This is a genomic window from Xenophilus azovorans DSM 13620, assembly GCF_000745855.1.
Lineage (GTDB): Bacteria > Pseudomonadota > Gammaproteobacteria > Burkholderiales > Burkholderiaceae_C > Xenophilus > Xenophilus azovorans.
In genome coordinates this window covers 48,253-72,546 of the sequence record NZ_JQKD01000015.1, presented here as the reverse complement: position 1 = coordinate 72,546, position 24,294 = coordinate 48,253, and the positions used below count along the sequence as shown (strand labels likewise).

Genomic DNA, 24,294 nt, shown 5'->3' with positions numbered 1-24,294 from the left:
CGGCAAGGGAGTGTGCGAGCCGTGACGATCGCCCTGATGCGCAGCAGTGCGGCCGTCACAGACAGTACTTTCTTCTGCGCAATGCGATGTACATCCACCCCCTGCTAGCCTCCCTGCCCGAAGCGACACGCAAGGCCGTGAGCGCCGCCGCCACCTTGCGGTCCTTTCGCAAGAACGAAATTGTTCTGGAATCAGGCCAGCAGACCGAGTTCGTCTACTGCGTCGGTGCCGGGCTGCTCCGTGTGGTCTCTTCCGGCTCCGGAGATGCGGACCTCACCACGCACTTCCTCAAGCCCAACGAAGTCCACGTCGGCCCCAACTTCACCGACAGGGACTATCGGGCGGACGTCACGCTGCTCGCCGCGCTGCCGTCCTCCGTCTACATGATTCCCAGGCGCTACCTGCGCAGGCTGTGCGAGGCCTACCCGGCGGTCGCGCTGGGGCTGCTGGAGATGAAGCTCCAGCGGATCGCGGCGATGGGCAGGCAGATGCGCCGCGTCGCCACGCTCTCGGCGGAGCAGATCGTCGGCAGGGCGCTGTACGACCTGACGCAGGAGGCTTCCGACGGGACGCGGGTGCTGGACAAGCGCATACCGCAGTCGGTGATCGCGTCGTACGCGGGCCTGTCCCGGCCGGTCGTCAACAGGGTGATCAAGGAGATGGAGGAGCGGGGCCTGCTGCGGCGAGAAGACCAGGTGCTGACGCTTTCGCAGCGCATCGGCCACTCCACCGACTTCGGCGAGCTGACGCCGGGTGAACGGCCCGCGGAGGCGGGCCAGGCGCCGTACGCGGCGCCGGATTTCGATTTCGGGCTGGATGGTCCACCGCTTCCCCCGGACGATCCGTCGAAGAAGTCCGGGGACTGAAGCGGCAGGGGCGCTACCAGGCGTAGCCCAGTTGCACCCGCGTGGCGAGCTGGCTCGTCCCGCTGCTGAACGACCCCGAGACGCCGATGCCGACGTTGACGGCATCGTTGATCTGGTAGCCCCAGGACGCACCCAGCGCGTTCTCGCCGGCATAGTTGCCCACGGCCACGCCGACCCACTGCCTGCCGGGAGCCAGTGCAGGCATCTGGGGCATGGCCAGTGCCGATGCGACGCCCCGGGCGGCGAACTGCCGCGCCTGGGTCGATGCCGCGCTCACCGCCTGCTGCAGTTGCCAGACGTTGGCTGCGTCGGTCGGCAGCACGCCGGGCGCCACGTTGGCGATCTGGCGCAGCAGGCCGGTGGAGGCATCGCCCACCGAGACCGTGTTGTCGCGCGTGGCGACCGAGCCCTGACCGAGCGCCACGGAGTTCGCGCCGGCGGCGAAGCTGTTGGCGCCGAGGGCCACTGCGTTGTTGCCCGCGGCCACGGCGTTGCTGCCGACGGCCGTGGTCGGGTCGGCCAGCGCACGCGCGCCGGCGCCGATCGCGACGGAGCCTTCGTAGCGCGCCTCGGCGCCCGTGCCCACCGCTGTGGTGTTGTCGCCCACGGCCTGCGCACCCCGGCCCATGGCCGTGGCGCCGGTCCCTTGTGCAACGGCGCCGGTGCCGCAGCTGACGTTGCCGTTGTTGAAGTTGCACAGGCCGTTCTCGAACGCCTGGTTCATGAGCGTCTGCAGGGCCAGCACCTGCTGGCTGGTGAACGCGTTGGCCGTGTTCAGCGTGACCTGGCTGGACTGCTGGAGCTGCCCGACGTTCACCGCGTCCGTCGCGGCCTGGCCCGCGCGGACGTTGCCGATGGTGGTGCCTGCGCCGCCGTTGCCGTTGAGGTTGAGCGACTGGCCGTCGGGGCTGTACTGCGCGGAGTTCTGCGCCAGGCCCAGCGCGGTCGTGGCCGTGCCCTGCGCACCGTCGGCAGTGGCCTGGGCGGTCTGCGCGGCGGCGACCGCCGTGTCGGCCGTGGTCTGTGCCGCGCCTGCCGCGCCCAGGGCCGTGTTCGCAGTGGTCTGGGCTGCGCCCGCTGCGTTCAGTGCCGTATTGGCGGTGGTCTGGGCTGTGCCTGCGGCACCGAGGGCGGTGTTGGCCGTGGTCTGTGCTGCGCCCGCCGCGCCCAGCGCCGTGTTGGCCGTCGACTGGGCGTTGTTCGCGGCACCCAGCGCCGTTCCCGCGTTGCTCTGCGCGGAGTTGGCGGACTGCTGGGCGGCATGGGCCGCCGTGCCGGCCGCATTCGCCAGGCTGAATGCACTGTCGGCAGTGCCCTGCGCGGTGCTCGCCGCGCCGGCGGCCGCGTTGGCGTTGGCCAATGCCGTGTCGGCGGTGCCTTGCGCGGTGTTGGCGGCGGCCTGGGCCGCGTTGGCGGTGTTCTAGGCTGTATTGGCAGCGCTGCCGGCTGAGTTCGCCGCGCCGAGCGCGGCGTTGGCGATGCTGTTGGCCGTGTTGGCGGACTGCTGCGCGCCGAAGGCCGCATTGTTCGCGGTATTGGCCAGGCTCAGCGCGCTGTCGGCGGTGCCCTGTGCGGCGCTCGCTGCACCGGCGGCCGCGTTGGCGCTGCCCAGGGCCGTGTTGGCGGTGCCTTGCGCGGCGTTCGCGCTGGCCTGGGCCAGATCGGCGGCGTTCTGGGCGTTGCCTGCAGCGTTGTTGGCCGTGTTCGCCACGCCGAGCGCGATGCCGGCGATGCTGTTGGCCGAGTTGGCCGACTGCTGCGCGGCGTTCGCCGCGGTGTTGGCGGCGCCGGCGATGGCTCCGGCATACGAGGCGGCGCCGGCGGCGTCCTGGACGGCCGACTGGATCTGGTAGGCCTGCCCGCCGTTGATGGCCTGTGTGCTGCCCGGGGCGATCGCGCCGTCGCCGACGTCGAGGACGGGTGGGGTGGATTGCGCGAAGGCGCCGGTGAGGCAGGTGGCCGCGGCGATGGAGACGAGGCTGCGCGCGAAGCGGCCGTGGCGACTGGGGGTGAAGGAGGAAGAGAACGGCACTGTGGGGTTCCTGGGGCAAGCGCATGGGACGACGCTTCGGCCATCGCGCCCCGCCGCAGCGGGCGAAGAGAGGCGGCCCGAAGCGACCTGTGTGCGGTTCGTACGCCGGCCAGCAGGGAGCGGGCTTCGAGCCGTCGCCGGCCGAGCCATCGCCTGTCTGCGTGCGCAGTACGCCTCTCTCGTGTCGGGATGTGCGGATGCCGTGCCTCTCGCAGCGGCCTACCGCCTTCCCGTTTCATTTTGTTGCACGGCGCGCATTCTTGATGGATGTGCCGCGCGTACGGCGGCCCATTTGGACGAAAGTGTTATCCGGATGACAGGCGGCAGGCGTAGGCCGCCGCGCACAGCGCCCCGGGCGCGATGCCGACCGGTGTGCTGCCTCCCTACGCGCTACGCTGACACCTGTCCGCCGGTCTGCATCGGCCTGACTGGCGGGCAGCGACCGCATGCACATTTCTTCCGCCACCGCATCCCACTTGCACGCGCCGCGCTGGCTGCGATGGACCCTGGCGGGCCTGCTGGCGCTGATCGCCGCGCTGGTGCTGCTCGTGCTGTTCTTCCCCTGGGACCTGCTGCGCGGCCCCGTCAACCGCTTCGTCAGCGAGAAGACGGGCCGTGCCTTCGAGATCACGCGGCGCCTCGACGTGCAGCCGGGCTGGCGCCAGGCCACCGTGATCCTGGACGGTGTGTCTTTTGCCAACCCGGGGTGGGCGCGCAGCTCGCACCTGGTGCGCGCCGAGCGGGCCGAGATCGACATCCGCCTGTGGCCGCTGCTCTCGGGCCGGGTCGAGCTGCCGCGCATCCTGCTCGCGGCGCCGCAACTGGGCCTGCAGATGGAGGCCGACGGCCGCCGCACCTGGGCGCTGGGCAAGACCTCGGCGGGCGAGGGCGGTGCCGGCCGCGTGCCGCAGATCGGCCGGCTGGAGGTGGACCGCGGCGAACTGGACTTCCTGGCCCCGGCCTATGGCGTGGACATGCAGGCGCGCTTCGACCTGGACCCGTCGCGCGGCACGCTGCCGCTGCACTACAGCCTGCGAGGCCGCTACAAGGGCCAGCCGCTGCAGGCCGAGGGCCGCGCGGGCCAGGTGCTGCAGATCGATGCGATGGGCGCCGACCCCTTCCCGATGGAGATCCGCGCGCGCGCCGGCAACACCCGCCTGGAAGCCGAGGGCACCGTGGCCGCGCTGGCGAAGCTCGACGGCGTCGACGCGCGCTTCGACCTGCGCGGCCGCACGCTGGGCGACCTGTTCACGCTGCTGGGCGTGGCGCTGCCCGAGACGCCGCCCTACGCGGTGAAGGGCACGCTGCGCAAGAACGGCACGCGCTGGGACGCCGGCGCGCTGCAGGGCCGGCTCGGCCTCTCGGACATCGGCGGCGACCTGGCGTTCGAGCAGGGCGGCGCGCGAGCGCGCCTGAGCGGGCAGCTTCATTCCCGGCTGCTCGACATGGACGACCTGGGACCGCTGATCGGCCTGCCGCCCACCGCCCGCTCGGCCGCTGCCGTGAAGGTGGAAGGCGTGCCGCCGCCGGTGACCGCGGGGCAGGCGCAGCGCCGGCGCGCCGGCGGCAAGGTGCTGCCCACCGCGCCGCTGGACTTCGAGCGGCTGCGTGCGATGGACGCCGACGTGCGCTACCGCGCGCAGCGCATCCGCAACGTGCGCGACGTGCCGCTGGAGCGCGGCGCCGTGCACGTGCTGCTCAAGGACGGCGTGCTGACGCTGGATCCGCTCGACCTGGGCGTGGGCGGCGGCACCGTCGCGGGCGCCATCCGCATCGACGGCGCGCGCCGGCCGGCCGACATCCGCGCGGCGCTGGACGTGCGCGGCCTGCAGCTCGCGCGGCTGCTGCCGCGCCTGGAAGGCAGCGGCAACAGCGTGGGCCGGATGGACGGCCGGCTGAACATCGCGGGCCAGGGCGTGTCGGTCGCCTCGTGGCTGGGCGGCGCCTCCGGCGACGTGGCGCTGCTCATGGGCAGCGGTCAGTTCGGCAACCTGCTGCCGGTCTTCGCCACGCTGGTGGGCGGCGACATCATCAAGTTCATCGCGCGCGGCGAGCGCGACGTGCAGTTGCGTTGCGCTGCCATCGCCTTCGACGTCGAGAAGGGCCTCATGACGGGCCGCACGCTGGTGCTGGACACCAGCAACGCGGTGTTCCAGGCCGGCGGCACCATCAACCTGGCGACCGAGGGGCTGGACCTGGTGATCCGCCCCGAGCCCAAGGGCAAGAGCATCCTGTCGCTGCGCACGCCGCTGACGGTGCGCGGCATGCTCGGCGACCCGCGCCCCGGCGTGGAGGCGGGGCCGCTGCTGGCCCGTGCCGCGGCCGTGGTGGCGGGCGCCACCGTCAACCCGCTGCTGGGCCTGGCCGCCACGCTGGAGCCGGGGCCGGGCAAGGACGCCGACTGCGCCGCCGTGCTCGCCGACGCCCGCACGGCGGACAGCAAGGCCGCCCGCCAGGGCGCGGCCAAGGCACGCGCCATCCGCTGACGCGGCTGCCGTCAGATCGTCAGAGCGACCAGCTCGCCGCCATGCTCGGCCGCTGCGAGAAGCCGGCGTACCAGCGCGCGGTTTCGGCGTGGCGCGCGCGCCAGTCGACGTCGGGGAAGCGCAGGTCCAGGTACCAGAGCGCGCAGCCGATGGCCAGCGCGCCCAGGTCCACGCGGCCGTCCAGCAGGTCGGGCCGCTGGTCGAGGTAGGCCAGCGAGGTCTCGACCTTGTCGAGCTGCGCGGCGCGCCACTCGGGCCACTTGCGCTCGTCCGGGCGGGCCACGTCCTCGTAGCGCGCGAGCAGCGACGCGTCCAGCATGCCGTCGCCGAGCGACTGCAGCGTCAGCGTCTGCCAGCGTTCCGGCCCCGCCGCAGGGATCAGCGTGCCGCCGGCGAGGTGGTTCAGGTACTCGCAGATCACGCGGCTGTCGTAGAGCACCTGGCCGTCGTCGGTGAAGAAGGTAGGCACCTTGCCCAGCGGGTTGTTGGCGATGATCTCGCGGTCGCGCTGTACCGGGTGCGCGTTGGAGGGCAGCAGTTGCACCCGGTCGCCGAGGCCCAGCTCGTGCGCCGTCACCAGGCACTTGCGGACGTAGGGGGAGAAGGGGGAGAAGAGGATCTTCATGACGCTGCCGCCTGTGTGGAAGAGGGAGTATTGGAACGTTCGCGCGCGATGTGCTGGCCGGCCACCCAGCCGAAGGTGAGCGCGGGCCCGAGCGTGATGCCTGGCGCCGGGTACTGGCCGCCCATCACCGACTGCATGTCGTTGCCGGTCGCGTACAGGCCGGGGATGGGCTGGCCGCCGGCATCGAGCGCCTGCGCCTGCGCGTTGCAGCGGATGCCGCAGGCCGTGCCGATGTCGCCCGCGTAGACCTTGACGGCGTAGAACGGCGCCTTGCGCAGCGGCCCCAGGCAGGGGTTGGGGCGATGGTCCGCATCGCCGAGGTAGCGGTTGTATTCGGTGCTGCCCTTGCCGAACTCCGGGTCCTCGCCCGTGGCGCCGTAGCCGTCGAAGCGGGCCGCGGATTCGCGCAGCCCCGCGGCGTCGATCTGCAGTTGCGCGGCCAGCGCCTCCAGCGAGTCGGCGCGGTGCAGGTAGCCGGCGCGCACCAGGTGCTCGCGCGGCCGGCCGCCCGGCAGCGCCAGGCCCAGGCCCCAGCGTTCCATGAAGTCGCTGTCGCACACCAGGCAGGCCGGGATGGTCGGCACCGTCTCGTTCGAGCGGTACATGGCCAGCACGAACTCGTGGTACGAGGTGGCCTCGTTGACGAAGCGGCGCCCTGCGGCGTTCACCGCCATCAGGCCCGGCTTGGCGCGGTCCCACACCAGGTGCGGGTAGCGCACCTGCGTGCCGTCGGGCCGCTGCAGCAGCGACACCGGCGCCCAGAAGGCGGGGCCGAAGTGGTCGTTGCCCAGGGCTGCGCCGGCGGCCTGCGCGATGCCGATGCCTTCGCCGGCGTTGCCGGCGGGGGACATGGACCAGGGGCCGGTCGGATGCGGGTAGAGCTGCTCGCGCAGCGCCGCGTTCCACGGAAAGCCGCCGGTGGCGACCACCACGGCCTGGCGTGCGCGCACCCAGGTCGGACGGCCCTCGTGCTCGATGCAGGCGCCGGTGACGCGGCCGTCCTCGACCTGCAGCGTTTTCAGGGGCGCGTTCAGCCAGTAGTCGATGCCGCGCTCCAGCACCGACATGAACAGCCGCCCGGCCAGCGCATTGCCCAGCACCAGCCGCGTGCCGCGGTGGTAGCCGCGCAGCCGGTCGGCGAAGTAGCGCAGCACCAGCTTCATGCCCTCCTTCCAGGAGGCGAAGGACTTCGTCACCGACAGCAGGTGCTTGGCATCGGTCAGCGTGATCATCATGCCGCCGAGCACCACGAACTCGGGCAGCGGGTCGCGCAGCTCGCGGAAGTGCCGGCCCAGCAGCCGGCCGTCGAAGGCCAGCGGGTCCAGCGAGCGGCCGCCGAGCGCGGCGCCCTCGCGGTCCGGGTAGTAGTCGGGCGAGTAGGTGCGCGCGGCCAGCTTCACCTGCGTGTGCTGCTCCAGCGCGTCGATGGCGGGGCCGCAGGCTTCGAGGAAGGCGCGCTGCATGTCGGCCGGCGCCGCGTCGCCCACCGTGTTGCGCATGTAGGTCCACGCCTTGGCGAAGCTGTCGGGGTGGCCGGCGCCTTCGCTCTGGCCGTTCATCGGCGCCCAGACGGCGCCGCCGGACACGGCCGTGGAGCCGCCGACGCGGTCGGTCTTCTCCACCAGCAGCACCGAGCAGCCGCCCAGGTGCGCGCTCAGCGCGGCCGCCATGCCGCCGGCGCCGGCGCCCACCACCAGCACGTCGACTTCACGCTCCCACGTCACGTTGCTCACTGGAATACCTTCGCCCTGGCGGGCCGCGGTGCGAGCCCCCTTCGGAACGGCCGGGCGGGGGCTCATGCGCCCGATCCCCCCAGCGACTTGCCGCCGTCGACGAAGAGCACCTGCCCGGTGATGAAGCCCATCTGCGGCGACACGAGGAAGGCCACCGCCTGCGCGATGTCCTCCGGCCGGCCGGCCTGGCCCGTCGGCTGCAGCGCGAGCTGCGCCGCCAGCCGTTCGGGCGTCAGCGCGCGCAGGATGGGCGTGTCGATCAGCCCCGGCGCGATCGCGTTGACCAGGATGCCGCGCGGCGCCAGCTCCATCGCGCTGGCGCGCGTGTAGCCCACGATGGCGGCCTTGGAGGCGACGTAGTGCGGGTGGTTGCGCGCGCCCAGGTAGGCGCGCGAGGCGATGTTCACGATGCGGCCGCCGTCGGGCATGCGGCGCACCACCTCCTGGGTGAGCGTCGCCGCGGCGATCAGGTTCACCTCGTAGGCGCGGCGGAAGTCATCGCTCGTCACCTCCATGAAGCGGCGCTCGTCGAAGACGCCGGCGTTGTTCACCAGCGCGCTGATCGGCGGCAGCGCCTGCACCAGCGCGCGCACGGCGGCCTCGTCGGTGAGGTCCAGCACGCGGGCCTGCACGTCGAGGCCGGCGGCGCGCAGGCGGGCTTCCTCGCGCGCGGCCTGCTCGGCCGCGCGGTCGACCATCACCACCGAGAAGCCGCCCTGCGCCAGCTTCTCCACCGTGGCCAGCCCCATGCCGCTGGCGCCGCCCGTCACCAGGGCGACGGGTTTGCCGTTGCTGCTGCTCATGTCCGATCCCATCTATGCGGAGAGAAAGCCGCCGTCCACCGGCAGCACCACGCCGTTGACGTAGCTGGCCAGGGAGGAGGCGAGGAACACCACGGGGCCGACGATCTCGTCGGGCTCGCCGCCGCGCTTCATCGGCACGCGGTTCATGTACCAGTCGGTGCCGCCGGGCACCTGCAGCTGCGGCGTCACCATGTCGGTGAGCATCAGCCCCGGCGCCACCGCGTTGGCGCGCACGCCGTGCGGCGCCAGGTCGCGCGCCAGCGCCTGCGTGAAGGAGCGCACCGCGCCCTTCGACGCGATGTAGCCGGCCGACGAGATGCCGCTGACGAAGGCGACGATCGACGACAGGTTGACGATGCAGCCGCGCGAGCGCTTGAGCGCCGGCACGAAGGCGTGCGTGACGTTGAACAGGCCCTGCAGGTTGACCTGGATCAGCCGGTCCCAGGTCTCGGCCGAGTGCGGGTCGTCGATGCGGGCGCGCGCCGAGATGCCGGCGTTGTTCACCAGCACGTCGATGGGGCCGAGCCGTTCGGTGAGCGACGCGGCCAGGGCGGCCACGGCGGCGCGGTCGGTCACGTCGATCGACTCGGCCCAGGCGGTGCCGCCGGCGCCGCGCACCTCGTCGGCGATGGCCTGCGCGCGGGCCGGATCGATGTCGGCCACGATCACGCGTGCGCCCTGGCGGGCGAAGCCGCGCGCCATGGCCGAGCCCAGGCCGCCGCCGCCGCCCGTGATGAGGGCGAGCTTGTCCTTCAGAAGATCCATGGGAAGCGTTCCTTCATGCCGCCGCGGTGCTTCACACGCCCAGGTAGGCGCGCCGCACCGCGGGGTCGTTCATCAGCTGGCTCGACGGGCCTTCCAGGCTCATCTCGCCGTTCTCGAGGATGTAGGCGTAGCGGGCCATGCGCAGCGCCAGGCGCACGTCCTGCTCCACCAGCAGGATGGTCAGGCCCTGTTCGCGGTTCAGCCGCTGGATGGTCTCGAAGATCTGCTCGACCAGCAGCGGCGACAGGCCCATCGACGGCTCGTCCAGCAGGATCATGCGCGGGCGCGCCATCAGCGCGCGGCCGATGGCCAGCATCTGCTGCTCGCCGCCCGAGAGGGTCGAGGCCTTCTGCTCGCTGCGCTCCTTCAGGCGCGGGAAGGTCTCGAACACGCGCTCGAAGTCCTGCGCGACCTCGCCGCGCGAGCGGCGCAGGAAGGCGCCCAGCTCCAGGTTCTCGCGCACGCTCATGTCCTTGAAGACCTCGCGGCCCTCGGGCACCTGCACCAGCCCGCGCCGCACGATCTCGTCCGAGGGGCAGCGGCGGATCGGCTCGCCGTCGAAGAAGATCTCGCCCGCCGAGGGCTCGATCAGGTGCGACACGGCGTTGAGCGTGGTGCTCTTGCCCGCGCCGTTGCTGCCCAGCAGGGCGACGATGGCGCCGCGCTCGACCTTCAGCGACACGTCCTGCAGCGCCTGGATGGCGCCGTACGAGGCGCTGACGCCGCGCAGTTCCAGCATGAGTTCACTCATCGGCGGCTCCCTTGCCGAGGTAGGCCTCGATCACCCGGGCGTCCTGGCTCACCTCGGCGGGCGTGCCCTCGGCGATCTTCTCGCCGAAGGACATGACGGTGACGCGGTCGGAGATCGCCATCACGAGCTGCATCACGTGCTCGACCAGCAGGACGGTGATGCCGTCGTTGCGGGCCAGCTCGGTCAGCAGGCGGTCCAGGCTCTCGATGTCGCGGTTGCGCAGGCCGGCGGCCGGCTCGTCCAGCAGCAGCAGGCGCGGCTTGAGGGCCAGCGCGCGCGCCAGCTCCAGCAGCTTCTGGTGGCCGAAGTCCAGTTCGCGGGCAGTGGTGTCGCGGTCGTGCGTGAGGCCCACGCGCTCGATCAGGCTGTCCACCAGCTCGCGCGTGGCCGCGTCGGGCCGGCGCAGCAGGCGGCCCGGCGGGTTCGCGCTGTGCGAATAGCAGCCGAGCAGCACGTTCTCGTACACGCTCAGCTCGCCGAACAGCTCCAGGTTCTGGAAGGTGCGGGCCACGCCGAAGCCGGCCATCCGGTTCGGCCGGGCGTGGCTCACGTCCACGCCGTCCAGCACGATGCTGCCCGCGGTGGGCTGGTAATAGCGCGAGATGCAGTTGAAGGTGGTGGACTTGCCGGCGCCGTTGGGCCCGATCAGGGCGTGGATCGTGCCGCGCTGCACCTGGAACGACAGGTCGTTCACGGCCGTCAGCCCGCCGAAGCGCACCGTGATGCCGCGCACGTCGAGAAAGGGCGCCGCGCTCATGCGGCACCCCCTTGCCGGACGTGTGCCGCGGGCGCCTTCGCCGCCCGCTTCTTCGAGCCGGCGAACAGGCCGCGCGGCTTGAACATCATGAAGCCCAGCAGGATCGCGCCGTACAGGATCTCCTGGATCGACAGCGCCTGGCGCAGCAGCTCGGAGATGATGCCGAAGGCGATGGCGCCGGCCACCGCGCCGCGCACCGAGCCGATGCCGCCGACCACCACCATCGTCAGGATCAGGATGGTGGTCTGGAAGCCCAGGCTCTCCGGGTGGATGAAGGAGATGAACAGGGTGTACATGCCGCCCGCGATGCCGGCGAAGGCCGCCGAGATGACGAAGGCCGCCTGCTTCATGGCGCGCGCGTTGATGCCCATCGCCATGGCGGCGACATCGCTCTCGCGCACGGCGCGCAGCGCGGAGCCGAACTGCGAGCGCGACAGCCACACCGTCACCCACAGCATCAGCGCCGCGATGGCGATGACGAAGGGATAGGCCTGCAGGTCGTTGGTGAGCGTCAGCCCGAACAGCTGCGCCGGCTGCATGCGCATGCCGTTGGAGCCGTTGGTGACCGACTCCCAGTTGAGGAACACCCACTGCATCGCCTCGCCGAAGGCGAAGGTGGCCAGCGCCAGGTAGATGTCGCGCATGCGCAGCGCCAGGAAGCCGATCACGTAGCCCAGCACCGCCGAGAGCAAGCCGCCGGCCAGGATCGAGACGACGAAGGGCGGGTGCCACGCCGTGTTGATGAGCCCGGCCGTGTAGATGCCGATGCCGTAGAAGGCGGTGTGCGACAGGGCGAACTGGCCGGCCTCGCCGATGACCACGTGCATGCCCAGCGCGAGCACGACGAAGACCATCAGCAGGTTGACCACGTACAGCACGTAGCCCGTCACCGTGAACGGGAGCACGCACAGCACGGCCAGCAGCACCAGCAGCGCCAGGTGGTCCAGGGAGAAACGCTTCTTCATACCTTCTTCACCTGCACCTTGCCGCCCAGCAGGCCCTGCGGCCGCACGATCAGCGTCACCAGGATCGCCAGGAAGGGCGCCACCACGATCGCGTTGGTGGAGATGAACAGGCCCACCATGTTCTCGACCACGCCGATCAGCAGGCCGCCGACCACCGCGCCGGGCAGGCTGGTGAAGCCGCCCACGATGGCCGCCGCGTAGGCCAGGATGGCGATGTGCGCGATGTCGGGCGTGACCAGCACCTTGGGCGTGATGAGCAGCGCCGCGATGGCCGAGATCAGCCCGGCCAGCGCCCACACCATCATGCGGATGCGCGACAGGCGGATGCCGACGATCTGCGCCGCGCGCGGGTTCATGCCGACGGCGCGCATCGCCTTGCCGATGCGGGTGTAGGTGAACATGAGGTAGATGAGCGCCATCACCACCACGGCGACGACGAAGATCGCGATGTCCAGTTGCGTCAGGGCCGCGTCGCCGATCAGCACCGTGTCGCTGGAGAACAGCGAGGGCAGCGAGCGCGGCGTGTCGCCCAGGCCGGTCTGGCGCACCAGGCCCTTGAGCACGTAGGCCAGGCCCAGCGTGGCGATCACCAGCTGCACGCCGACGCCGCGCGAGCCGGTCACGCGCTCCATCACGACGCGCTGGAACAGCGCGCCGCCCAGGGCCATGACCGCCAGCGTGAGCGGGATCACCGCCGCGTAGGGCAGGTGCGCCAGCAGCAGCAGGCTCAGCGCCACGTAGCCGGCCATCATCAGCATCTCGCCCTGCGCGAAGTTGGGCACGTCGGTGGTCTTGAACACCGCCACGATGGCCAGCGCGAGCAGCGCGTACACGCTGCCCGTCACCAGCCCCGACAGCAGGCCCTGCTGCAGGAACAGCCAGATCTCGTCGAAGCTCATGCCGTTACTTGGGCTGGTAGGTCCAGGCGCTGGCGTAGCTGCCCGGCACGCGGTTCTTGTTCTCGCCGTCGAACTTCAGGTAGATGGCCGCCTTCTGCGCCGCGTGGTCGGTGGGCGTGAAGGCGATCGGGCCGGCCATCACCTTGGAGTCGAAGTTGAGCTTCGACATCGCGTCGAGGAACTTCTCGCGCGTGGGTTGCGGGCCGGCGGCCTTGAGCGCGTTGACCACCGCCATCGCCGAGGGGATGCCGTAGGGCATGTAGGTCTGCGGGTAGCCCGGCTTGGCGGCCAGGTCCGGGTAGTACTGCTTGTACATGTCGTAGACCCACTTGAGCTGCTCGCCGCCGGGCACGTCGAGCATGACCTCCTGCAGGTAGACGTTCTTGAATGCATCCTTGTTGCCGACGTTCTCGACCAGCTGCTTCAGGTCGGCCGTGCCGTTGACGGCGATGACGATCGGCTTGTTCCAGCCCAGCTCGTGCGCCTTCTTGACCAGCAGGCTCACCGGGCGGGCGTAGGTGGTGACCAGCAGCACGTCGGGGTTGGCGGCGCGGATCTTCAGCATCGGCGCCGTGACGTCGGTGATGTTCGGGTTGATCGACTGCACCTGCAGCGTCGCGCCGACCTTCTTGGCCTGGAACTCGGCGGCCTCCAGGTTCCAGCCGCCGTAGGCGTCGTCGTGGTTGAGGTAGCCGATCTTCTTGGCCTTCAGGTGCTCGGCGGCGAACTGGACCATCGAGCCGCCGACGGCGCGCTGCGAGATGGAGAAGGCGCCGTAGATGTACTTCGACGGCGGGTACAGCGCGCCGTCGCCCGAGGCGTTGAGCATGACCAGCGGGATCTTCTCGCGCTCCACGTACTCGCGCGCGCCCACCACCGGGCCCGAGCACGAGCCGCCGTTGAGCAGGAAGACCTTGTCCTGCTCGGTGAGCTTCTTCACCGCGGCCAGCAGGTCGTTGGCGTTGCAGCGGTCGTCCTCCAGGACGATGTCGATCTTGCGGCCGTGGATGCCGCCTTCCTTGTTGACCTTGTCGTAGTACATCTTCGCCGCGTTGACGACGTCGAAGCCGTAGGCCATCGAGTTGCCCGACAGCGGGCTGAACATGCCGATCCTGATGCTCTTGTCGGTCAGTCCGGGCTCGCTCTGGGCGGCGGCCGCCAGGGCGGTGGCCGCCGCCACGGCGGCGAGGGTGGTCTTGATGAAGGTATTCAAGGGGAGTCTCCTTTGGTCGCGGTCGAATCGTTGCGGGGTCGTCGGGTTCACAGGTCGCCGGAGGCGGCCGATGCGGCTGCGTCTTCCTTCTGGAAGCCGGGGCGGGGGACGAGGCCGAGCCAGTTCTGCGTGAGGGCGCCGTCCACCAGGATGTCCTGGCCGCTGATGTAGCCGGCGCGCTCGCTGGCCAGGAAGAGCACGGCACCGGCGATGTCGGCCGGCGTGCTGATGCGGCCCAGCGGCACCATGCGCTCGCGCTGGCGGCGCACGGCCTCCTGCGTGTAGATGCCCTCGCTCATGGGCGTGCGGATCATCGCGGGGCTCACCACGTTGCTGCGGATGCCGTGCTCGCCCAGCTCCGCCGCGAGCAGCTGCGACAGCATCTTCACGCCCGCCTTGCTGACGCTGTAGGCGCCGCTGTAGGGCTGCGGGATGGCGCCCGAGATCGAGGCGATGTGGACCATCGCGCCGCCGCCGCGCTCGCGCATCTGCCGGCCGAAGACCTGTGCGCACAGCAGGTAGCCGGTGAGGTTGACCGACAGCAGCCGGTTCCACTTGTCCACGGCGATGTCCATCAGCGCGTCGGCATACAGCGACGCGGCGTTGTTGACCAGCACCGCGGCCGGGCCCCAGGCGCTGTGCACCGCGTCGGCCGCCGCCTGGACGCTGGCAGCGTCGGTCACGTCGCAGGCCAGGGGCAGCACGCTGCCCCCGCATCCGGCCACGGCCGCCGCGGCGCGCTCGGCGTCCAGGTCCAGCAGCGCCACCCGCGCGCCGGCCGCCAGGAGCTGGCGGGCGATCTCCGCGCCGATGCCGCCGCCGGCGCCGGTCACGACGCAGGCGCGTCCCTCCAGGTCCAGCCAGTCCCGATGCCCCTGCGGGGCGTTCGTGCTCTTGTCTGCGCTCGTCACGGTTCCTGTCTGTCAAAAAATCGTCAAGAACCGCAGTATGTATACATGATGGCTAGATACTCATGGTATTTACCCCTATATCGGGGTATTGAAGGCTCTATATGTATACTTGAAATCGGATGCTCAAATAGTCCGCACGATGAGAACACTGGCCCAGGACGTCACCGAGACGCTGCGCGACTGGATCCTCCACGGCCGCCTGCGGCCGCAGACCCGGCTGGAGGAACTGCCGCTGGCGGAGGAGCTGAAGGTGTCCCGCACGCCGGTGCGCACGGCCCTCGCCACGCTGGCGAACGAGGGTCTCATCGACCACCAGCCCAAGCGCGGCTACCTCGTGCGCGGCTTCGACCTGGAGGCCATCGCCGCGGCCTACGACGTGCGCTCGGTGCTGGAGGGGCTGGCCTGCCGCAATGCGGCGGTGCGGGGACTGACCGAGCAGCAGGCGATGTTCCTGCAGTCGCGCCTGGCCATCGGCGACCGCATCCTGGGCAAGGGCCGCCTGGAGCCGGAGGACCACGAGCCCTACCAGCAGATGAACGTGGAGATCCACGACACGCTGCTGGAGGCTTCGGGCAACCCGTGGGTCACGCGCTTCGCGGAGCAGGCGCAGAACATCCCCTTCGCGTCCGACCGGATCATCCTTTGGGACGACCACGCCATCATCCTGCGCTCGCACGGCGACCACCACCGCATCATCGAGGCGGTGCTCGCCCGGGACAGCGCGCGGGCCGAGGAGCTGATGCGCGAGCACGTCTACTACGCCGGCCTGATCTTCCGGCGCGACTACCAGAAGCTGCTGGACGCCGGCGACGCGGCGCCGGGCGTGAAGCCGCCGCGGCGGCGCTAGCTGCCGCCTTCCTTTGCAGGACGCGCCATCGGCCGACAGCGGCCGGCCGGCGATGGCGTGGAAGATGCCGGCTTCCTTCGCTCGTGGATGGAGATTCGCGGCCATGGCCTTTCAAGACCCTCCCTCTTCGCCGCTTCGCGGCGGCGCGGCCCTCTCGCTGGGGCCGCTGTTCGCTCCGCACTGGGGCTGGATCGCACTGCGCGGCGTGGCCGCCATCGTGTTCGGCCTGCTGGCCTTCGCGCTGCCCGGGCTGACCGTGGCCGTGATGGTGGCGGTGTGGGGCGCCTATGCCCTGATCGACGGCGTGCTGGCGCTGGTGGCCGGCTGGCGCATCCGCGACAACGGCCGCCCCCTGTGGTCGGTGATCGTGCTGGGCCTGCTGGGCATCGCCGCCGGCGTCGTCACCTTCGTCTGGCCCGCGCTGACGGCGCTCACGCTGATCCTGATCATCGGCTTCTGGGCGATCGCCGGGGGCGTGTTCCAGATCGTCGCTGCCTTCCGGCTGCGCAAGGAGATCGAGGGCGAGTGGCTGTATGCGCTGTCGGGCGTGCTGTCGGTGGTGTTCGGCGTGGCGGTGGTGGCCTCGCCGGGCGCCGGCGCCGTGGCGCTGGCCTGGCTGATCGGCGGCTTCGCCTTCGTCTACGGCGTGCTGCTGGTGCTGCTGGCGCTGCGGTTGCGCACGGCGCGGCGCTGACGCCGCGCAGGCGCGTTCAGGAGGCCATCCCCTCCACCATCAGGCGCAGCCGGCGCTGCCCCTGCCACTCGTCCGCATCCAGCCGGAAGGCCAGCCGCACGCGCGCCGGCAGCGGCTCGGTGTGGCCGAACCAGATGCCGTCGATGGGCTGGCCGGCCAGCCGCAGCTTCAGCGCCAGGTGCTTCTCGCCGACCAGCCGCTGCGAGACGACCTCCACCTCGTCGCTGAAGACCGGCGGCGCGAAGCCCTGGCCCCACACCTCGCGGTGCAGCGTGTCGGCCAGGTCCACGCGCAGGTACTCGCGGTCGATCGGGCCGTCGGTCTCCAGCCGGCGGGTCAGCGTAGCGGCGTCCAGCCACTCGGCGGCGACCTCGGCCAGGGCGCGCTCGAAGTCCGCGAAGCGATCGCGCGCCACCGTGCAGCCGGCGGCCATCGCGTGGCCGCCGAAGCGCAGCAGCACGCCCGGGTGGCGCTTGGCCACCAGGTCCAGCGCGTCGCGCAGGTGGAAGCCGGGGATCGAGCGGCCCGAGCCCTTCAGCTCGTGCGACCTGCCTTCGGCGCCGCTGACGGCGAAGACGAAGGTGGGGCGGTGGTGCCGGTCCTTCAGGCGCGAGGCGACGATGCCGACCACGCCTTCGTGGAAGTCCTCGTCGAACACGCTGAGGGCCGGCGGCAGCGTGCCTTCGTCGTCCACGAACAGCGACTCCACCAGCGTCAGCGCCTGGTCGCGCATGCCGCCTTCCAGCGTGCGGCGCTCGCGGTTGATGCCGTCGAGCAGCCGCGCCAGCTCGTCGGCGCGCGCGGCGTCGTCGGTGAGCAGGCATTCGATGCCCAGCGTCATGTCGGCCAGCCGCCCGGCGGCGTTCAGGCGCGGGCCCAGGGCGAAGCCGAAGTCGAAGGTGGTGGCGGCCTCGGCCCGGCGGCCGGCGGCGCGGAAGAGGGCGGCGACGCCCGGCGGCATCTGGCCGGCGCGGATGCGCCGGAGGCCCTGCGCGACGAGGCGCCTGTTGTTGGCGTCGAGCTTCACCACGTCGGCCACCGTGCCGAGGGCGACCAGCGGGAGCAGTGCGTCCAGCTTCGGTTGGGGGATGGGTGCCCCCACGCTCCCCGCTTCGCGTGGTTCGCTGCCCCCTGAGGGGGCTGGCCCGCCTTGGGGCGGCCCGGCGGCGGGCCGGGCCTCGAAAACGCCGCGGGCCCGCAACTCCGCGCGCAGCGCCAGCAGCACGTAGAACATCACGCCCACGCCGGCGATGCACTTGCTCTCGAAGCCGCAGCCGGGCTGGTTGGGGTTGACCAGCACGTCGGCCTCGGGGAGCTGCGGGCCGGGCAGGTGGTGGTCGGTCACCAGCACCGAAAGGCCCAGCGCCTTCGCACGCGCCACGCCCTCGACGCTGGCGATGCCGTTGTCCACCGTCACCAGCAGCTCGGCGCCGGTGGCGGCGACGCGCTCGGCGATGGGCGGCGTGAGGCCGTAGCCGTCCACCACGCGGTCGGGCACGAGGTAGCCGACGTGCGCCGCGCCGAGCAGCCGAAGCCCGCGCACGGCCACCGCGCAGGCGGTGGCGCCGTCGCAGTCGTAGTCGGCCACGATGCAGATGCGGCGCTGCCCGGCGATGGCGTCGGCCAGCAGGCGGGCGGCGTCCTGCACGCCGTGCAGGCCCGACGGGCCGGTGGGCGGCAGCAGGCGTGCCAGGCCGTCGTCCAGCTCGTCGGGCGAGCACACGCCGCGCGCGGCGAACAGGCGCGCCAGCAGCGGATGCACGCCGGCCTGCTCCAGCGCCCAGGCGGCGCGCGGCGGGATCTCGCGCACGACCAGCTTCATCACAGCGCCTCCAGCACGTCGGCGGTGCGCTGGCGGCCGAAACGGCCGCGAACGCGCTGCAACAGACTGCGTGGGGTCGCAATCCAGCGCCGCGCGGCCCGGTCGCCACAGAGCGTCAACTCGACGGCTTCTCCACGTTCCCCGTGGGCCAGCAGGTCCGCGATGGGACCGGCATCCAATGCCTGCCAGGCTTTCGACCACGCTTCGCCGTCGTCCTGCAGCGCGGCGTCGCGCAGCGCGAGATCGACGGTCGGTTGCGGCCCTTGTGCAGGCAGCGGCTGGGGCAGGCGGCCGGTGCCGCTGAGCCAGAACGAGTTGATGGGAAGCTGGCCTCTGGCGATCCGGTCGTCATTCACGTGCGTGGTGTAGAGCAGCATCTGCATCTCGTTCTGCAACCGGCGCAGCGGACGCGCAGCATCGGACATCGGCAGCCAGGATGCGAGCGGCTGGCCGATGGCGCGGTCGAGCGACGCGGTGTCCAATCCGTCGAACAGCGCGCTGCGGGCGAGCCACAGGCCCGGCTGGCCGGTCGTGAAGAGGGCGATGCCGTCTTCCTCGAAGAAGGGGAGGGCACAGGCCAGCAGCGCGTCGGATTCGGCGGCGGAGATGCCCAGGCTTGCGGGGTCGCCCAGCACCACCTCGCTCATGCCGACTTGCCAGTGGCATAGCGTGACCAGCGCCCAGGGCTGCCCGTGAGCGCCGGCAAGGCCCGCGCGCTGCGCCTCCAGGGCGGCCCAGGGCAGGCAGCCATCGGCCGTCTGAATCCCGAGCGCCCTGGCGAGGGCGCGTTCGTGCGGCGGGGAGAGCGTGTCGTCGTCCTGCGCATCCTCATCCTGGAGCGTCAGACGCGCGAGCAGGTCGCCGAGCCGGGGCAGGGCCAGAGCGGGCAGGGCGGCCCGGCAGGCGGCCGTGAGGCGGCCAGCGAACGGGATCAGCAGTCGGGGAGTGTCGGCGGCGCGGGCCAGGGGAAGCATGGAGGCGATTGTCGGCCCCCCGGAAACACGGCGCGCGCTCAACAGCGGCCGGCGGCTTTCAGCAAGGCGTTGCAGTTCGGCGGCGCGGCGGGCCGCCCCGCCGGCCGGTTGGGCTCCCTGGCTGCGCCAGGTCGGGCGATTTCGTTGCACAGCGCATCGGATACCACACGGCCGGTCATGCTCACGACCCCCGTGACGTAGCAACTGTAGAGGCGACCGCCTCGCGTCGTGACGCGGTAGGTGGTCTTCACGCCCTCGTCCACCCGGTCGGAAATGGTGAATGCGCTCGCGTCCAGGCCCAGCGCGAACGCCGTGTTGCGCTGGAGCGCGTCGGTCGTGACGGCGGTGGAGGCGCAGCCGGCCAGCGCGGCTGCGCACGTCACGGCGCTCGCGAGAACACGGGGCAGGCGGGATGGGATGTTCATGGTCGTCAGGTGTTCTGGCCGATGGCCTTCTTGATCTTCTGGTCGGTCTTGTATTGGCTCAGGGCATACACGGCCCAGATGGTGGCGGGCAGCCAGCCGATCAGCGTGATCTGCAGCAGCAGGCAGATCACCCCGGCAATGGGCCGACCGATGGTGAAGAAGGTCAACCAAGGAAGAAGCAGAGATATGAGCAGGCGCATGGTTCGGTTGGTCAACAGGTGAAAAATCAGTCGTTCAGAAGCGTGGATTCCCAGCCCTCGCTGGTCAGCTTCACGCCGTGCGCGCTCTCCTTGCGGCCGGCGCCTTCCATGATCGCGGCCGTCTGTGGGAAGGCTTTCCGAATCCGCGGGTCTGCGACCCAGCCAGCCAGGTCCTCGATTCGGTAGTGATATGTCACCCGTGCCGCTTGGTAATCGCCGAACTTCATCGGCCCCTCCCACTTGACCACCTTGTCCAGGCGCATCCGGCCCCAGCAAAGGTCGGTGCGGGTCTCCTGGGTGCGGCCATCCCAGCCCGAGCGCTCGATGGTCCTGTGCTGCTCGAAGGGCTTGGCGGCATCGGTCAGCACGTAGCGCCTGACGCGTTCGGTGCGCGGGCTGCCGCCGAACTGGCTTTTCTGCTGCAGCTCGGTGTCCGTGCCTCGCACCAGTCCCAGGGACTCCAGCGCGGCCATTCGTTCAGCCTTGCCAGTGGGGCTGCTGTTCTGTGTGCGAAGGTCGAATTCCGTGACATCCGCGGGCCATGCATCCACGCCCAGGCACAGGCTGCCCTTGCGGTCGAGGTACTGGCTGATCGCCGCCCCGAAGTTCTTTTCGTTCGCGTCCGTCTTGCTGCCGCAGGCCGCGAGCCAGACGATGGCCGCGACCATGCAGATCGCCTTGTTCATGCGTGTACTCCCTTGCGGGCGATCCCGCGGTGACAGCGCGGATGTGGAAGATCGTCCGTGGCCCGATCATACCCAATGCCAGGACGATGCAGGCATGCCCAGCCCATCGCCCCGCCATGCGCACGATCCGGCGCTGCTGGCGTTGGGCATGGCGATCCGGACGCTGCGGATGGAACAGGGGGTTTCGCAGGAGGAACTGGCGTATCGCAGCACCATCGAGCGTTCGTACATGAGCAGCATCGAGCGCGGAGCACAGAACCCGGGCGTCATGGCGCTACTGCGCATTGCGCAGGGCCTGGGCGTGAGCCTGGAACGCCTGATGGGACGAGCGGGTTTGTAGGCCCGGCGAACATCGCCGCGATGCCACAATCCGGCGCTTGTTTCACCGCCAGACGGCGCGCTCCCGAAGCGGCGAGCACCGCGGCCTTCCATGTCCCTTCCCTACGAACTGCAGCTGGGCTGGCGCTACACGCGCGCCGGCCGCGCCACGCGGCGCAACGGCTTCATCTCCTTCATCTCCGGCGTGTCGATGGCCGGCATCGCGCTGGGCGTGGCGGCGCTGATCATCGTGCTCAGCGTGATGAACGGCTTCCAGAAGGAAGTGCGCGACCGCATGCTGGGCGTGGTCTCGCACATCGAGATCTTCTCGCGCGACGGCCAGGCGCTGGCCGACCTGGACGCCATCATGGCCGCTGCCCGCAAGCATCCCGAGGTGATCGGCGCCGCGCCCTACATCGCCTCGCAGGCGCTGGTGGCGCGCGGCGAGGACATGAAGGGCGTGCTGGTGCGCGGCATCGAGCCGAAGCTGGAACCGGAGGTGACGGACTTCGCCGGCACCGCGCAGAAGGGCGCGCTGGAGCGGCTGGTGCCGGGCGAGTTCGGCATCGTGCTCGGCGGCGAGCTGGCGCGCTCGCTGTTCGTGCGCGAGGGCGACCAGGTCACGCTGATCGCGCCGGGCGGGCAGGTCACGCCGGCCGGCGTGGTGCCGCGCCTGAAGCAGTTCACGGTGATGGGCACCTTCGAGTCGGGCCACTACGAGTACGACTCGGCGCTGGCCATGATCCACGAGCAGGACGCGGCCAAGGTGTTCCGCCTGGAAGGGCCGACCGGCATCCGCCTCAAGCTCAAGGACCTGAACATCGCCCGCGAGGTGGCCGACGAACTGGCCGCCACGCTGCCGGGCCAGTTCCTCATCCGCGACTGGACGCGGCAGAACAAGACCTGGTTCGCGGCGGTGCAGGTCGAGAAGCGGATGATGTTCATCATCCTCACCCTCATCGTGGCGGTGGCCGCCTTCAACCTGGTGAGCACGCTGGTGATGACGGTGACCGACAAGCGCGCCGACATCGCCATCCTGCGCACGCTGGGCGCCAGCCCGAAGAGCATCATGGGCATCTTCGTCGTGCAGGGCGCGATGGTGGGCGTGATCGGCACGCTGGCCGGCCTGGGGCTGGGCCTGCTGGTGGCCTACAACATCGACGTGATCGTGCCCTTCATCGAGCGGCTGCTGCACACCCGCTTCCTGCCGCAGGACATCTACCTCATCAGCCGCATGCCCAGCGACCCGCAGCGCGGCGACATCATGCCCATCACCGTGATCTCGCTGGTGCTGGCCTTCGTGGCCACGCTGTACCCGAGCTGGCGCGCCAGCCGTGTCAACCCCGCGGAGGCCCTGCGCTATGAATGACGTCGTGCTGAAGGTGCGCGGCCTGACCAAGCGCTTCCACGAAGGCCGCATCGACCTCACCGTGCTGCACGGCGTCGACCTGGACGTGCACGCCGGCGAGACGCTGGCCATCGTCGGCGCCTCGGGTTCGGGCAAGAGCACGCTGCTGCACCTGATGGGCGGGCTGGACGCGCCCACCGCCGGCAGCGTGGCGCTGGCCGGCGAGGACTTCTCTCGCCTGGGCGCCGCCGCGCAGGGCCAGTTGCGCAACCGGCACCTGGGCTTCGTCTACCAGTTCCACCACCTGCTGCCGGAGTTCAGCGCGCTGGACAACGTGGCGATGCCGCTGCGCATCCGCCGCCAGGGCGCCGCCGAGGCGCACGCGGCGGCGCGCGAGGTGCTGGCCGCCGTGGGCCTGGCGCAGCGGGTGCAGCACCGGCCGGCCGAACTCTCCGGCGGCGAGCGCCAGCGCGTGGCCATCGCGCGCGCCCTGGTCACGCAGCCGGCCTGCGTGCTGGCCGACGAGCCCACCGGCAACCTGGACCGCGCCACCGCCGACGGCGTGTTCGCGCTGATGCTGCGGCTGGCGCACGAGCGCGGCACGGCCTTCGTCGTCGTCACCCACGACGACGCGCTGGCTGCCCGCTGCGACCGCCAGCTGCGGCTGGTCGAAGGGCGCCTGGCGGGCTGAGGCGCACCACTCAGGGGCGTTTCTTCCGAGGGGTAATGCAATCGGTGCATAACGTGCACCGAGTTGTGCATGAAAATGCACGGTTTTGTGCATCCCGAAGAGTTCCGCTTTATGAAATACGTCACCGCCGACGACTTCCTTGCCCACGTCGCGCAGCGCAACCCCGGCCAGAACGAGTACCTGCAGGCCGTCACCGAAGTCCTGCACAGCCTCTGGCCCTTCATCCAGCAGCATCCCAAGTACCAGGCCTACAGCCTGCTGGACCGGCTGGTCGAGCCCGAGCGGGTGGTCATGTTCCGCGTGTCGTGGGTGGACGACCGGGGCGAGGTGCAGGTCAACCGCGGCTACCGCATCCAGCACAGCCTGGCCATCGGGCCCTACAAGGGCGGCCTGCGCTTCCATCCGTCGGTGAACCTGTCGATCCTGAAGTTCCTGGCCTTCGAGCAGACCTTCAAGAACGCGCTGACCACGCTGCCCATGGGCGGCGGCAAGGGCGGCAGCGACTTCGATCCCAAGGGCAAGAGCCAGGGCGAGGTGATGCGCTTCTGCCAGGCCTTCGCCACCGAGCTGTTCCGCCACGTGGGCGCCGACACCGACGTGCCGGCCGGCGACATCGGCGTGGGCGCGCGCGAGGTCGGCTTCCTGGCCGGCATGGTCAAGAAGCTCACCAACCGCGCCGACTGCGTGTTCACCGGCAAGGGCCTGGCCTTCGGCGGCTCGCTGATCCGCCCCGAGGCCACCGGCTACGGCAACGTCTACTTCGCGCAGGAGATGCTGGCGCGCCGGGGCATGAGCTTCGACGGGCTGCGCGTGTCCGTGTCGGGCGCGGGCAACGTGGCGCAGTACACCATCGAGAAGGCCATGGCGCTGGGCGCCAAGGTGCTGACCTGCTCCGACTCGGGCGGCACGGTGGTGGACGAGGAGGGCTTCACCCCCGAGAAGCTGGCGCTCTTGATGCACATCCGCGACGAGCGCCAGGGCCGCGTGAGCGAATACGCCAGCCAGATCGGCGCCCGCTACATCGCCGGCGCCCGGCCGTGGGACGTGCCGGTGGACGTGGCGCTGCCCAGCGCGACCCAGAACGAGCTGGACGAGAAGGACGCGCTCACGCTGGTCAAGCACGGCGTGAAGTGCGTGGCCGAGGGCGCCAACATGCCCAGCACGCTGGAGGCCGTCAAGGTGTTCGAGACGCACGACGTGCTCTATGCGCCGGGCAAGGCCAGCAACGCCGGCGGCGTGGCCACCTCGGGCCTGGAGATGAGCCAGAACGCGCTGCGCCTGTCGTGGACGCGCGAGGAGGTCGACGCCCGCCTGCACCAGATCATGAAGAGCATCCACGAGGCCTGCCTGCGCCACGGCACGGTGGAAGGCGGCCGCGTGAGCTACGTGCAGGGCGCGAACGTGGCCGGCTTCGTGAAGGTCGCCGATGCCATGCTCGCCCAGGGCGTGATCTGACCCGCCGGCAGGCCGCGCGGACTACGAT

Annotated in this window: 25 protein-coding genes; 8 read left to right on the top strand and 17 right to left on the bottom strand. The window is 70.9% G+C overall.

From position 1 onward, the window contains the following. The first annotated feature begins 137 nt into the window (after positions 1–137). Positions 138–866: a Crp/Fnr family transcriptional regulator gene (locus Q392_RS31270; protein WP_169748293.1), complete on the top strand. Its 729-nt coding sequence runs from the start codon at positions 138–140 to the stop codon at positions 864–866. Positions 867–879: 13 nt separating this feature from the next. Here the strand turns inward: Q392_RS31270 and Q392_RS32725 are convergent, their stop codons facing one another. Then, entirely contained in the window at positions 880–2,226 is a 1,347-nt protein-coding gene (locus Q392_RS32725; protein ID WP_051953188.1) for a YadA family autotransporter adhesin, read from the bottom strand. A 60-nt stretch (positions 2,227–2,286) separates the two neighbouring features. Then, positions 2,287–2,898, bottom strand: a complete 612-nt coding sequence (locus tag Q392_RS32720; protein WP_051953181.1) for a hypothetical protein — start codon at positions 2,896–2,898, stop codon at positions 2,287–2,289. A gap of 446 nt (positions 2,899–3,344) precedes the next feature. On the opposite strand from Q392_RS32720, the gene Q392_RS09865 reads away from it, so the two are divergent. Further along, positions 3,345–5,384: an AsmA family protein gene (locus tag Q392_RS09865; RefSeq protein WP_051953180.1), complete on the top strand. Its 2,040-nt coding sequence runs from the start codon at positions 3,345–3,347 to the stop codon at positions 5,382–5,384. A 19-nt stretch (positions 5,385–5,403) separates the two neighbouring features. On the opposite strand, the gene Q392_RS09860 is transcribed toward Q392_RS09865, so the two are convergent. The 10 genes from Q392_RS09860 to Q392_RS09815 form a co-directional block, all read right to left on the bottom strand. Next, positions 5,404–6,009 (bottom strand): glutathione S-transferase, encoded by a 606-nt coding sequence (locus Q392_RS09860; RefSeq protein ID WP_038205694.1) that lies wholly within the window; start codon positions 6,007–6,009, stop codon positions 5,404–5,406. After that, positions 6,006–7,742, bottom strand: a complete 1,737-nt coding sequence (locus Q392_RS09855; protein ID WP_038205691.1) for an FAD-dependent oxidoreductase — start codon at positions 7,740–7,742, stop codon at positions 6,006–6,008. Before Q392_RS09855 ends, Q392_RS09860 begins: the two co-directional genes overlap by 4 nt. Before the next feature lie 62 nt (positions 7,743–7,804). After that, entirely contained in the window at positions 7,805–8,545 is a 741-nt protein-coding gene (locus Q392_RS09850; protein ID WP_038205839.1) for an SDR family NAD(P)-dependent oxidoreductase, read from the bottom strand. Between the two features lie 12 nt (positions 8,546–8,557). Then, positions 8,558–9,310 (bottom strand): SDR family NAD(P)-dependent oxidoreductase, encoded by a 753-nt coding sequence (locus tag Q392_RS09845; protein WP_038205688.1) that lies wholly within the window; start codon positions 9,308–9,310, stop codon positions 8,558–8,560. Positions 9,311–9,341: 31 nt separating this feature from the next. Then, positions 9,342–10,061 (bottom strand): ABC transporter ATP-binding protein, encoded by a 720-nt coding sequence (locus tag Q392_RS09840; protein WP_038205678.1) that lies wholly within the window; start codon positions 10,059–10,061, stop codon positions 9,342–9,344. Beyond that, positions 10,054–10,818 carry an ABC transporter ATP-binding protein gene (locus Q392_RS09835; protein ID WP_038205675.1) on the bottom strand — a complete coding sequence of 255 codons (765 nt, stop codon included), beginning with the start codon at positions 10,816–10,818 and terminating at the stop codon, positions 10,054–10,056. The genes Q392_RS09840 and Q392_RS09835 overlap by 8 nt, the downstream gene beginning before the upstream one ends. Continuing rightward, positions 10,815–11,783, bottom strand: a complete 969-nt coding sequence (locus Q392_RS09830) for a branched-chain amino acid ABC transporter permease (RefSeq protein WP_038205673.1) — start codon at positions 11,781–11,783, stop codon at positions 10,815–10,817. Before Q392_RS09830 ends, Q392_RS09835 begins: the two co-directional genes overlap by 4 nt. Beyond that, positions 11,780–12,682, bottom strand: a complete 903-nt coding sequence (locus Q392_RS09825; protein WP_038205670.1) for a branched-chain amino acid ABC transporter permease — start codon at positions 12,680–12,682, stop codon at positions 11,780–11,782. Before Q392_RS09825 ends, Q392_RS09830 begins: the two co-directional genes overlap by 4 nt. Before the next feature lie 4 nt (positions 12,683–12,686). After that, positions 12,687–13,895, bottom strand: coding sequence for an ABC transporter substrate-binding protein (locus Q392_RS09820; RefSeq protein WP_211260221.1), 1,209 nt, complete (start codon positions 13,893–13,895; stop codon positions 12,687–12,689). Between the two features lie 47 nt (positions 13,896–13,942). After that, complete coding sequence (locus Q392_RS09815) at positions 13,943–14,806, bottom strand: SDR family NAD(P)-dependent oxidoreductase (protein ID WP_051953179.1); 864 nt, start codon at positions 14,804–14,806, stop codon at positions 13,943–13,945. Between the two features lie 139 nt (positions 14,807–14,945). Between Q392_RS09815 and Q392_RS09810 the strand changes: the two genes are divergently transcribed. Continuing rightward, the gene (locus tag Q392_RS09810) at positions 14,946–15,653 is read left to right on the top strand and encodes a GntR family transcriptional regulator (protein ID WP_051953177.1); all 708 of its coding nucleotides are present in this window, start codon (positions 14,946–14,948) and stop codon (positions 15,651–15,653) included. Between the two features lie 103 nt (positions 15,654–15,756). After that, positions 15,757–16,347 carry an HdeD family acid-resistance protein gene (locus Q392_RS09805; protein ID WP_084216968.1) on the top strand — a complete coding sequence of 197 codons (591 nt, stop codon included), beginning with the start codon at positions 15,757–15,759 and terminating at the stop codon, positions 16,345–16,347. A 16-nt stretch (positions 16,348–16,363) separates the two neighbouring features. Here Q392_RS09805 and recJ read toward each other — a convergent pair whose 3' ends face one another. From recJ to Q392_RS09780, 5 genes are read right to left on the bottom strand one after another with little or no spacing between them, the layout of a single operon-like run. Beyond that, complete coding sequence (gene recJ / locus Q392_RS09800; protein ID WP_038205667.1) at positions 16,364–18,169, bottom strand: single-stranded-DNA-specific exonuclease RecJ; 1,806 nt, start codon at positions 18,167–18,169, stop codon at positions 16,364–16,366. Continuing rightward, positions 18,169–19,143 carry a hypothetical protein gene (locus tag Q392_RS09795; RefSeq protein WP_038205664.1) on the bottom strand — a complete coding sequence of 325 codons (975 nt, stop codon included), beginning with the start codon at positions 19,141–19,143 and terminating at the stop codon, positions 18,169–18,171. The genes recJ and Q392_RS09795 overlap by 1 nt, the downstream gene beginning before the upstream one ends. Before the next feature lie 38 nt (positions 19,144–19,181). After that, positions 19,182–19,568, bottom strand: a complete 387-nt coding sequence (locus tag Q392_RS09790; protein WP_038205661.1) for a hypothetical protein — start codon at positions 19,566–19,568, stop codon at positions 19,182–19,184. Positions 19,569–19,573: 5 nt separating this feature from the next. Beyond that, entirely contained in the window at positions 19,574–19,768 is a 195-nt protein-coding gene (locus Q392_RS09785) for a YqaE/Pmp3 family membrane protein (RefSeq protein WP_038205658.1), read from the bottom strand. A 26-nt stretch (positions 19,769–19,794) separates the two neighbouring features. Next, entirely contained in the window at positions 19,795–20,454 is a 660-nt protein-coding gene (locus Q392_RS09780; RefSeq protein WP_038205655.1) for a hypothetical protein, read from the bottom strand. A 94-nt stretch (positions 20,455–20,548) separates the two neighbouring features. On the opposite strand from Q392_RS09780, the gene Q392_RS09775 reads away from it, so the two are divergent. The 4 genes from Q392_RS09775 to gdhA all read left to right on the top strand — a co-directional run bounded on the left by Q392_RS09775 (position 20,549) and on the right by gdhA (position 24,266). After that, positions 20,549–20,794: a helix-turn-helix domain-containing protein gene (locus Q392_RS09775; RefSeq protein WP_038205652.1), complete on the top strand. Its 246-nt coding sequence runs from the start codon at positions 20,549–20,551 to the stop codon at positions 20,792–20,794. A gap of 90 nt (positions 20,795–20,884) precedes the next feature. After that, positions 20,885–22,141, top strand: coding sequence for a lipoprotein-releasing ABC transporter permease subunit (locus Q392_RS09770; protein WP_038205649.1), 1,257 nt, complete (start codon positions 20,885–20,887; stop codon positions 22,139–22,141). Next, the gene (gene lolD / locus Q392_RS09765; RefSeq protein WP_038205646.1) at positions 22,134–22,811 is read left to right on the top strand and encodes a lipoprotein-releasing ABC transporter ATP-binding protein LolD; all 678 of its coding nucleotides are present in this window, start codon (positions 22,134–22,136) and stop codon (positions 22,809–22,811) included. Before Q392_RS09770 ends, lolD begins: the two co-directional genes overlap by 8 nt. 111 nt (positions 22,812–22,922) lie before the next feature. Then, on the top strand, positions 22,923–24,266 hold the full coding sequence (gene gdhA / locus Q392_RS09760) for an NADP-specific glutamate dehydrogenase (RefSeq protein ID WP_038205643.1): 1,344 nt from the start codon (positions 22,923–22,925) through the stop codon (positions 24,264–24,266). Positions 24,267–24,294: the final 28 nt, after the last annotated feature.

Excerpts from the sequence above, each read along its gene's own strand:
- Q392_RS09865 (WP_051953180.1), top strand. The coding sequence starts at position 3,345 with ATGCACATTTCTTCCGCCACCGCATCCCACTTGCACGCGCCGCGCTGG.
- Q392_RS09860 (WP_038205694.1), bottom strand. The coding sequence starts at position 6,009 with ATGAAGATCCTCTTCTCCCCCTTCTCCCCCTACGTCCGCAAGTGCCTG.
- Q392_RS09850 (WP_038205839.1), bottom strand. The coding sequence starts at position 8,545 with ATGAGCAGCAGCAACGGCAAACCCGTCGCCCTGGTGACGGGCGGCGCC.
- Q392_RS09845 (WP_038205688.1), bottom strand. The coding sequence starts at position 9,310 with ATGGATCTTCTGAAGGACAAGCTCGCCCTCATCACGGGCGGCGGCGGC.
- Q392_RS09840 (WP_038205678.1), bottom strand. The coding sequence starts at position 10,061 with ATGAGTGAACTCATGCTGGAACTGCGCGGCGTCAGCGCCTCGTACGGC.
- Q392_RS09835 (WP_038205675.1), bottom strand. The coding sequence starts at position 10,818 with ATGAGCGCGGCGCCCTTTCTCGACGTGCGCGGCATCACGGTGCGCTTC.
- Q392_RS09830 (WP_038205673.1), bottom strand. The coding sequence starts at position 11,783 with ATGAAGAAGCGTTTCTCCCTGGACCACCTGGCGCTGCTGGTGCTGCTG.
- Q392_RS09825 (WP_038205670.1), bottom strand. The coding sequence starts at position 12,682 with ATGAGCTTCGACGAGATCTGGCTGTTCCTGCAGCAGGGCCTGCTGTCG.
- Q392_RS09810 (WP_051953177.1), top strand. The coding sequence starts at position 14,946 with ATGAGAACACTGGCCCAGGACGTCACCGAGACGCTGCGCGACTGGATC.
- Q392_RS09805 (WP_084216968.1), top strand. The coding sequence starts at position 15,757 with ATGGCCTTTCAAGACCCTCCCTCTTCGCCGCTTCGCGGCGGCGCGGCC.
- recJ (WP_038205667.1), bottom strand. The coding sequence starts at position 18,169 with ATGAAGCTGGTCGTGCGCGAGATCCCGCCGCGCGCCGCCTGGGCGCTG.
- Q392_RS09795 (WP_038205664.1), bottom strand. The coding sequence starts at position 19,143 with ATGCTTCCCCTGGCCCGCGCCGCCGACACTCCCCGACTGCTGATCCCG.
- Q392_RS09790 (WP_038205661.1), bottom strand. The coding sequence starts at position 19,568 with ATGAACATCCCATCCCGCCTGCCCCGTGTTCTCGCGAGCGCCGTGACG.
- Q392_RS09785 (WP_038205658.1), bottom strand. The coding sequence starts at position 19,768 with ATGCGCCTGCTCATATCTCTGCTTCTTCCTTGGTTGACCTTCTTCACC.
- Q392_RS09780 (WP_038205655.1), bottom strand. The coding sequence starts at position 20,454 with ATGAACAAGGCGATCTGCATGGTCGCGGCCATCGTCTGGCTCGCGGCC.
- Q392_RS09775 (WP_038205652.1), top strand. The coding sequence starts at position 20,549 with ATGCCCAGCCCATCGCCCCGCCATGCGCACGATCCGGCGCTGCTGGCG.
- Q392_RS09770 (WP_038205649.1), top strand. The coding sequence starts at position 20,885 with ATGTCCCTTCCCTACGAACTGCAGCTGGGCTGGCGCTACACGCGCGCC.
- lolD (WP_038205646.1), top strand. The coding sequence starts at position 22,134 with ATGAATGACGTCGTGCTGAAGGTGCGCGGCCTGACCAAGCGCTTCCAC.
- gdhA (WP_038205643.1), top strand. The coding sequence starts at position 22,923 with ATGAAATACGTCACCGCCGACGACTTCCTTGCCCACGTCGCGCAGCGC.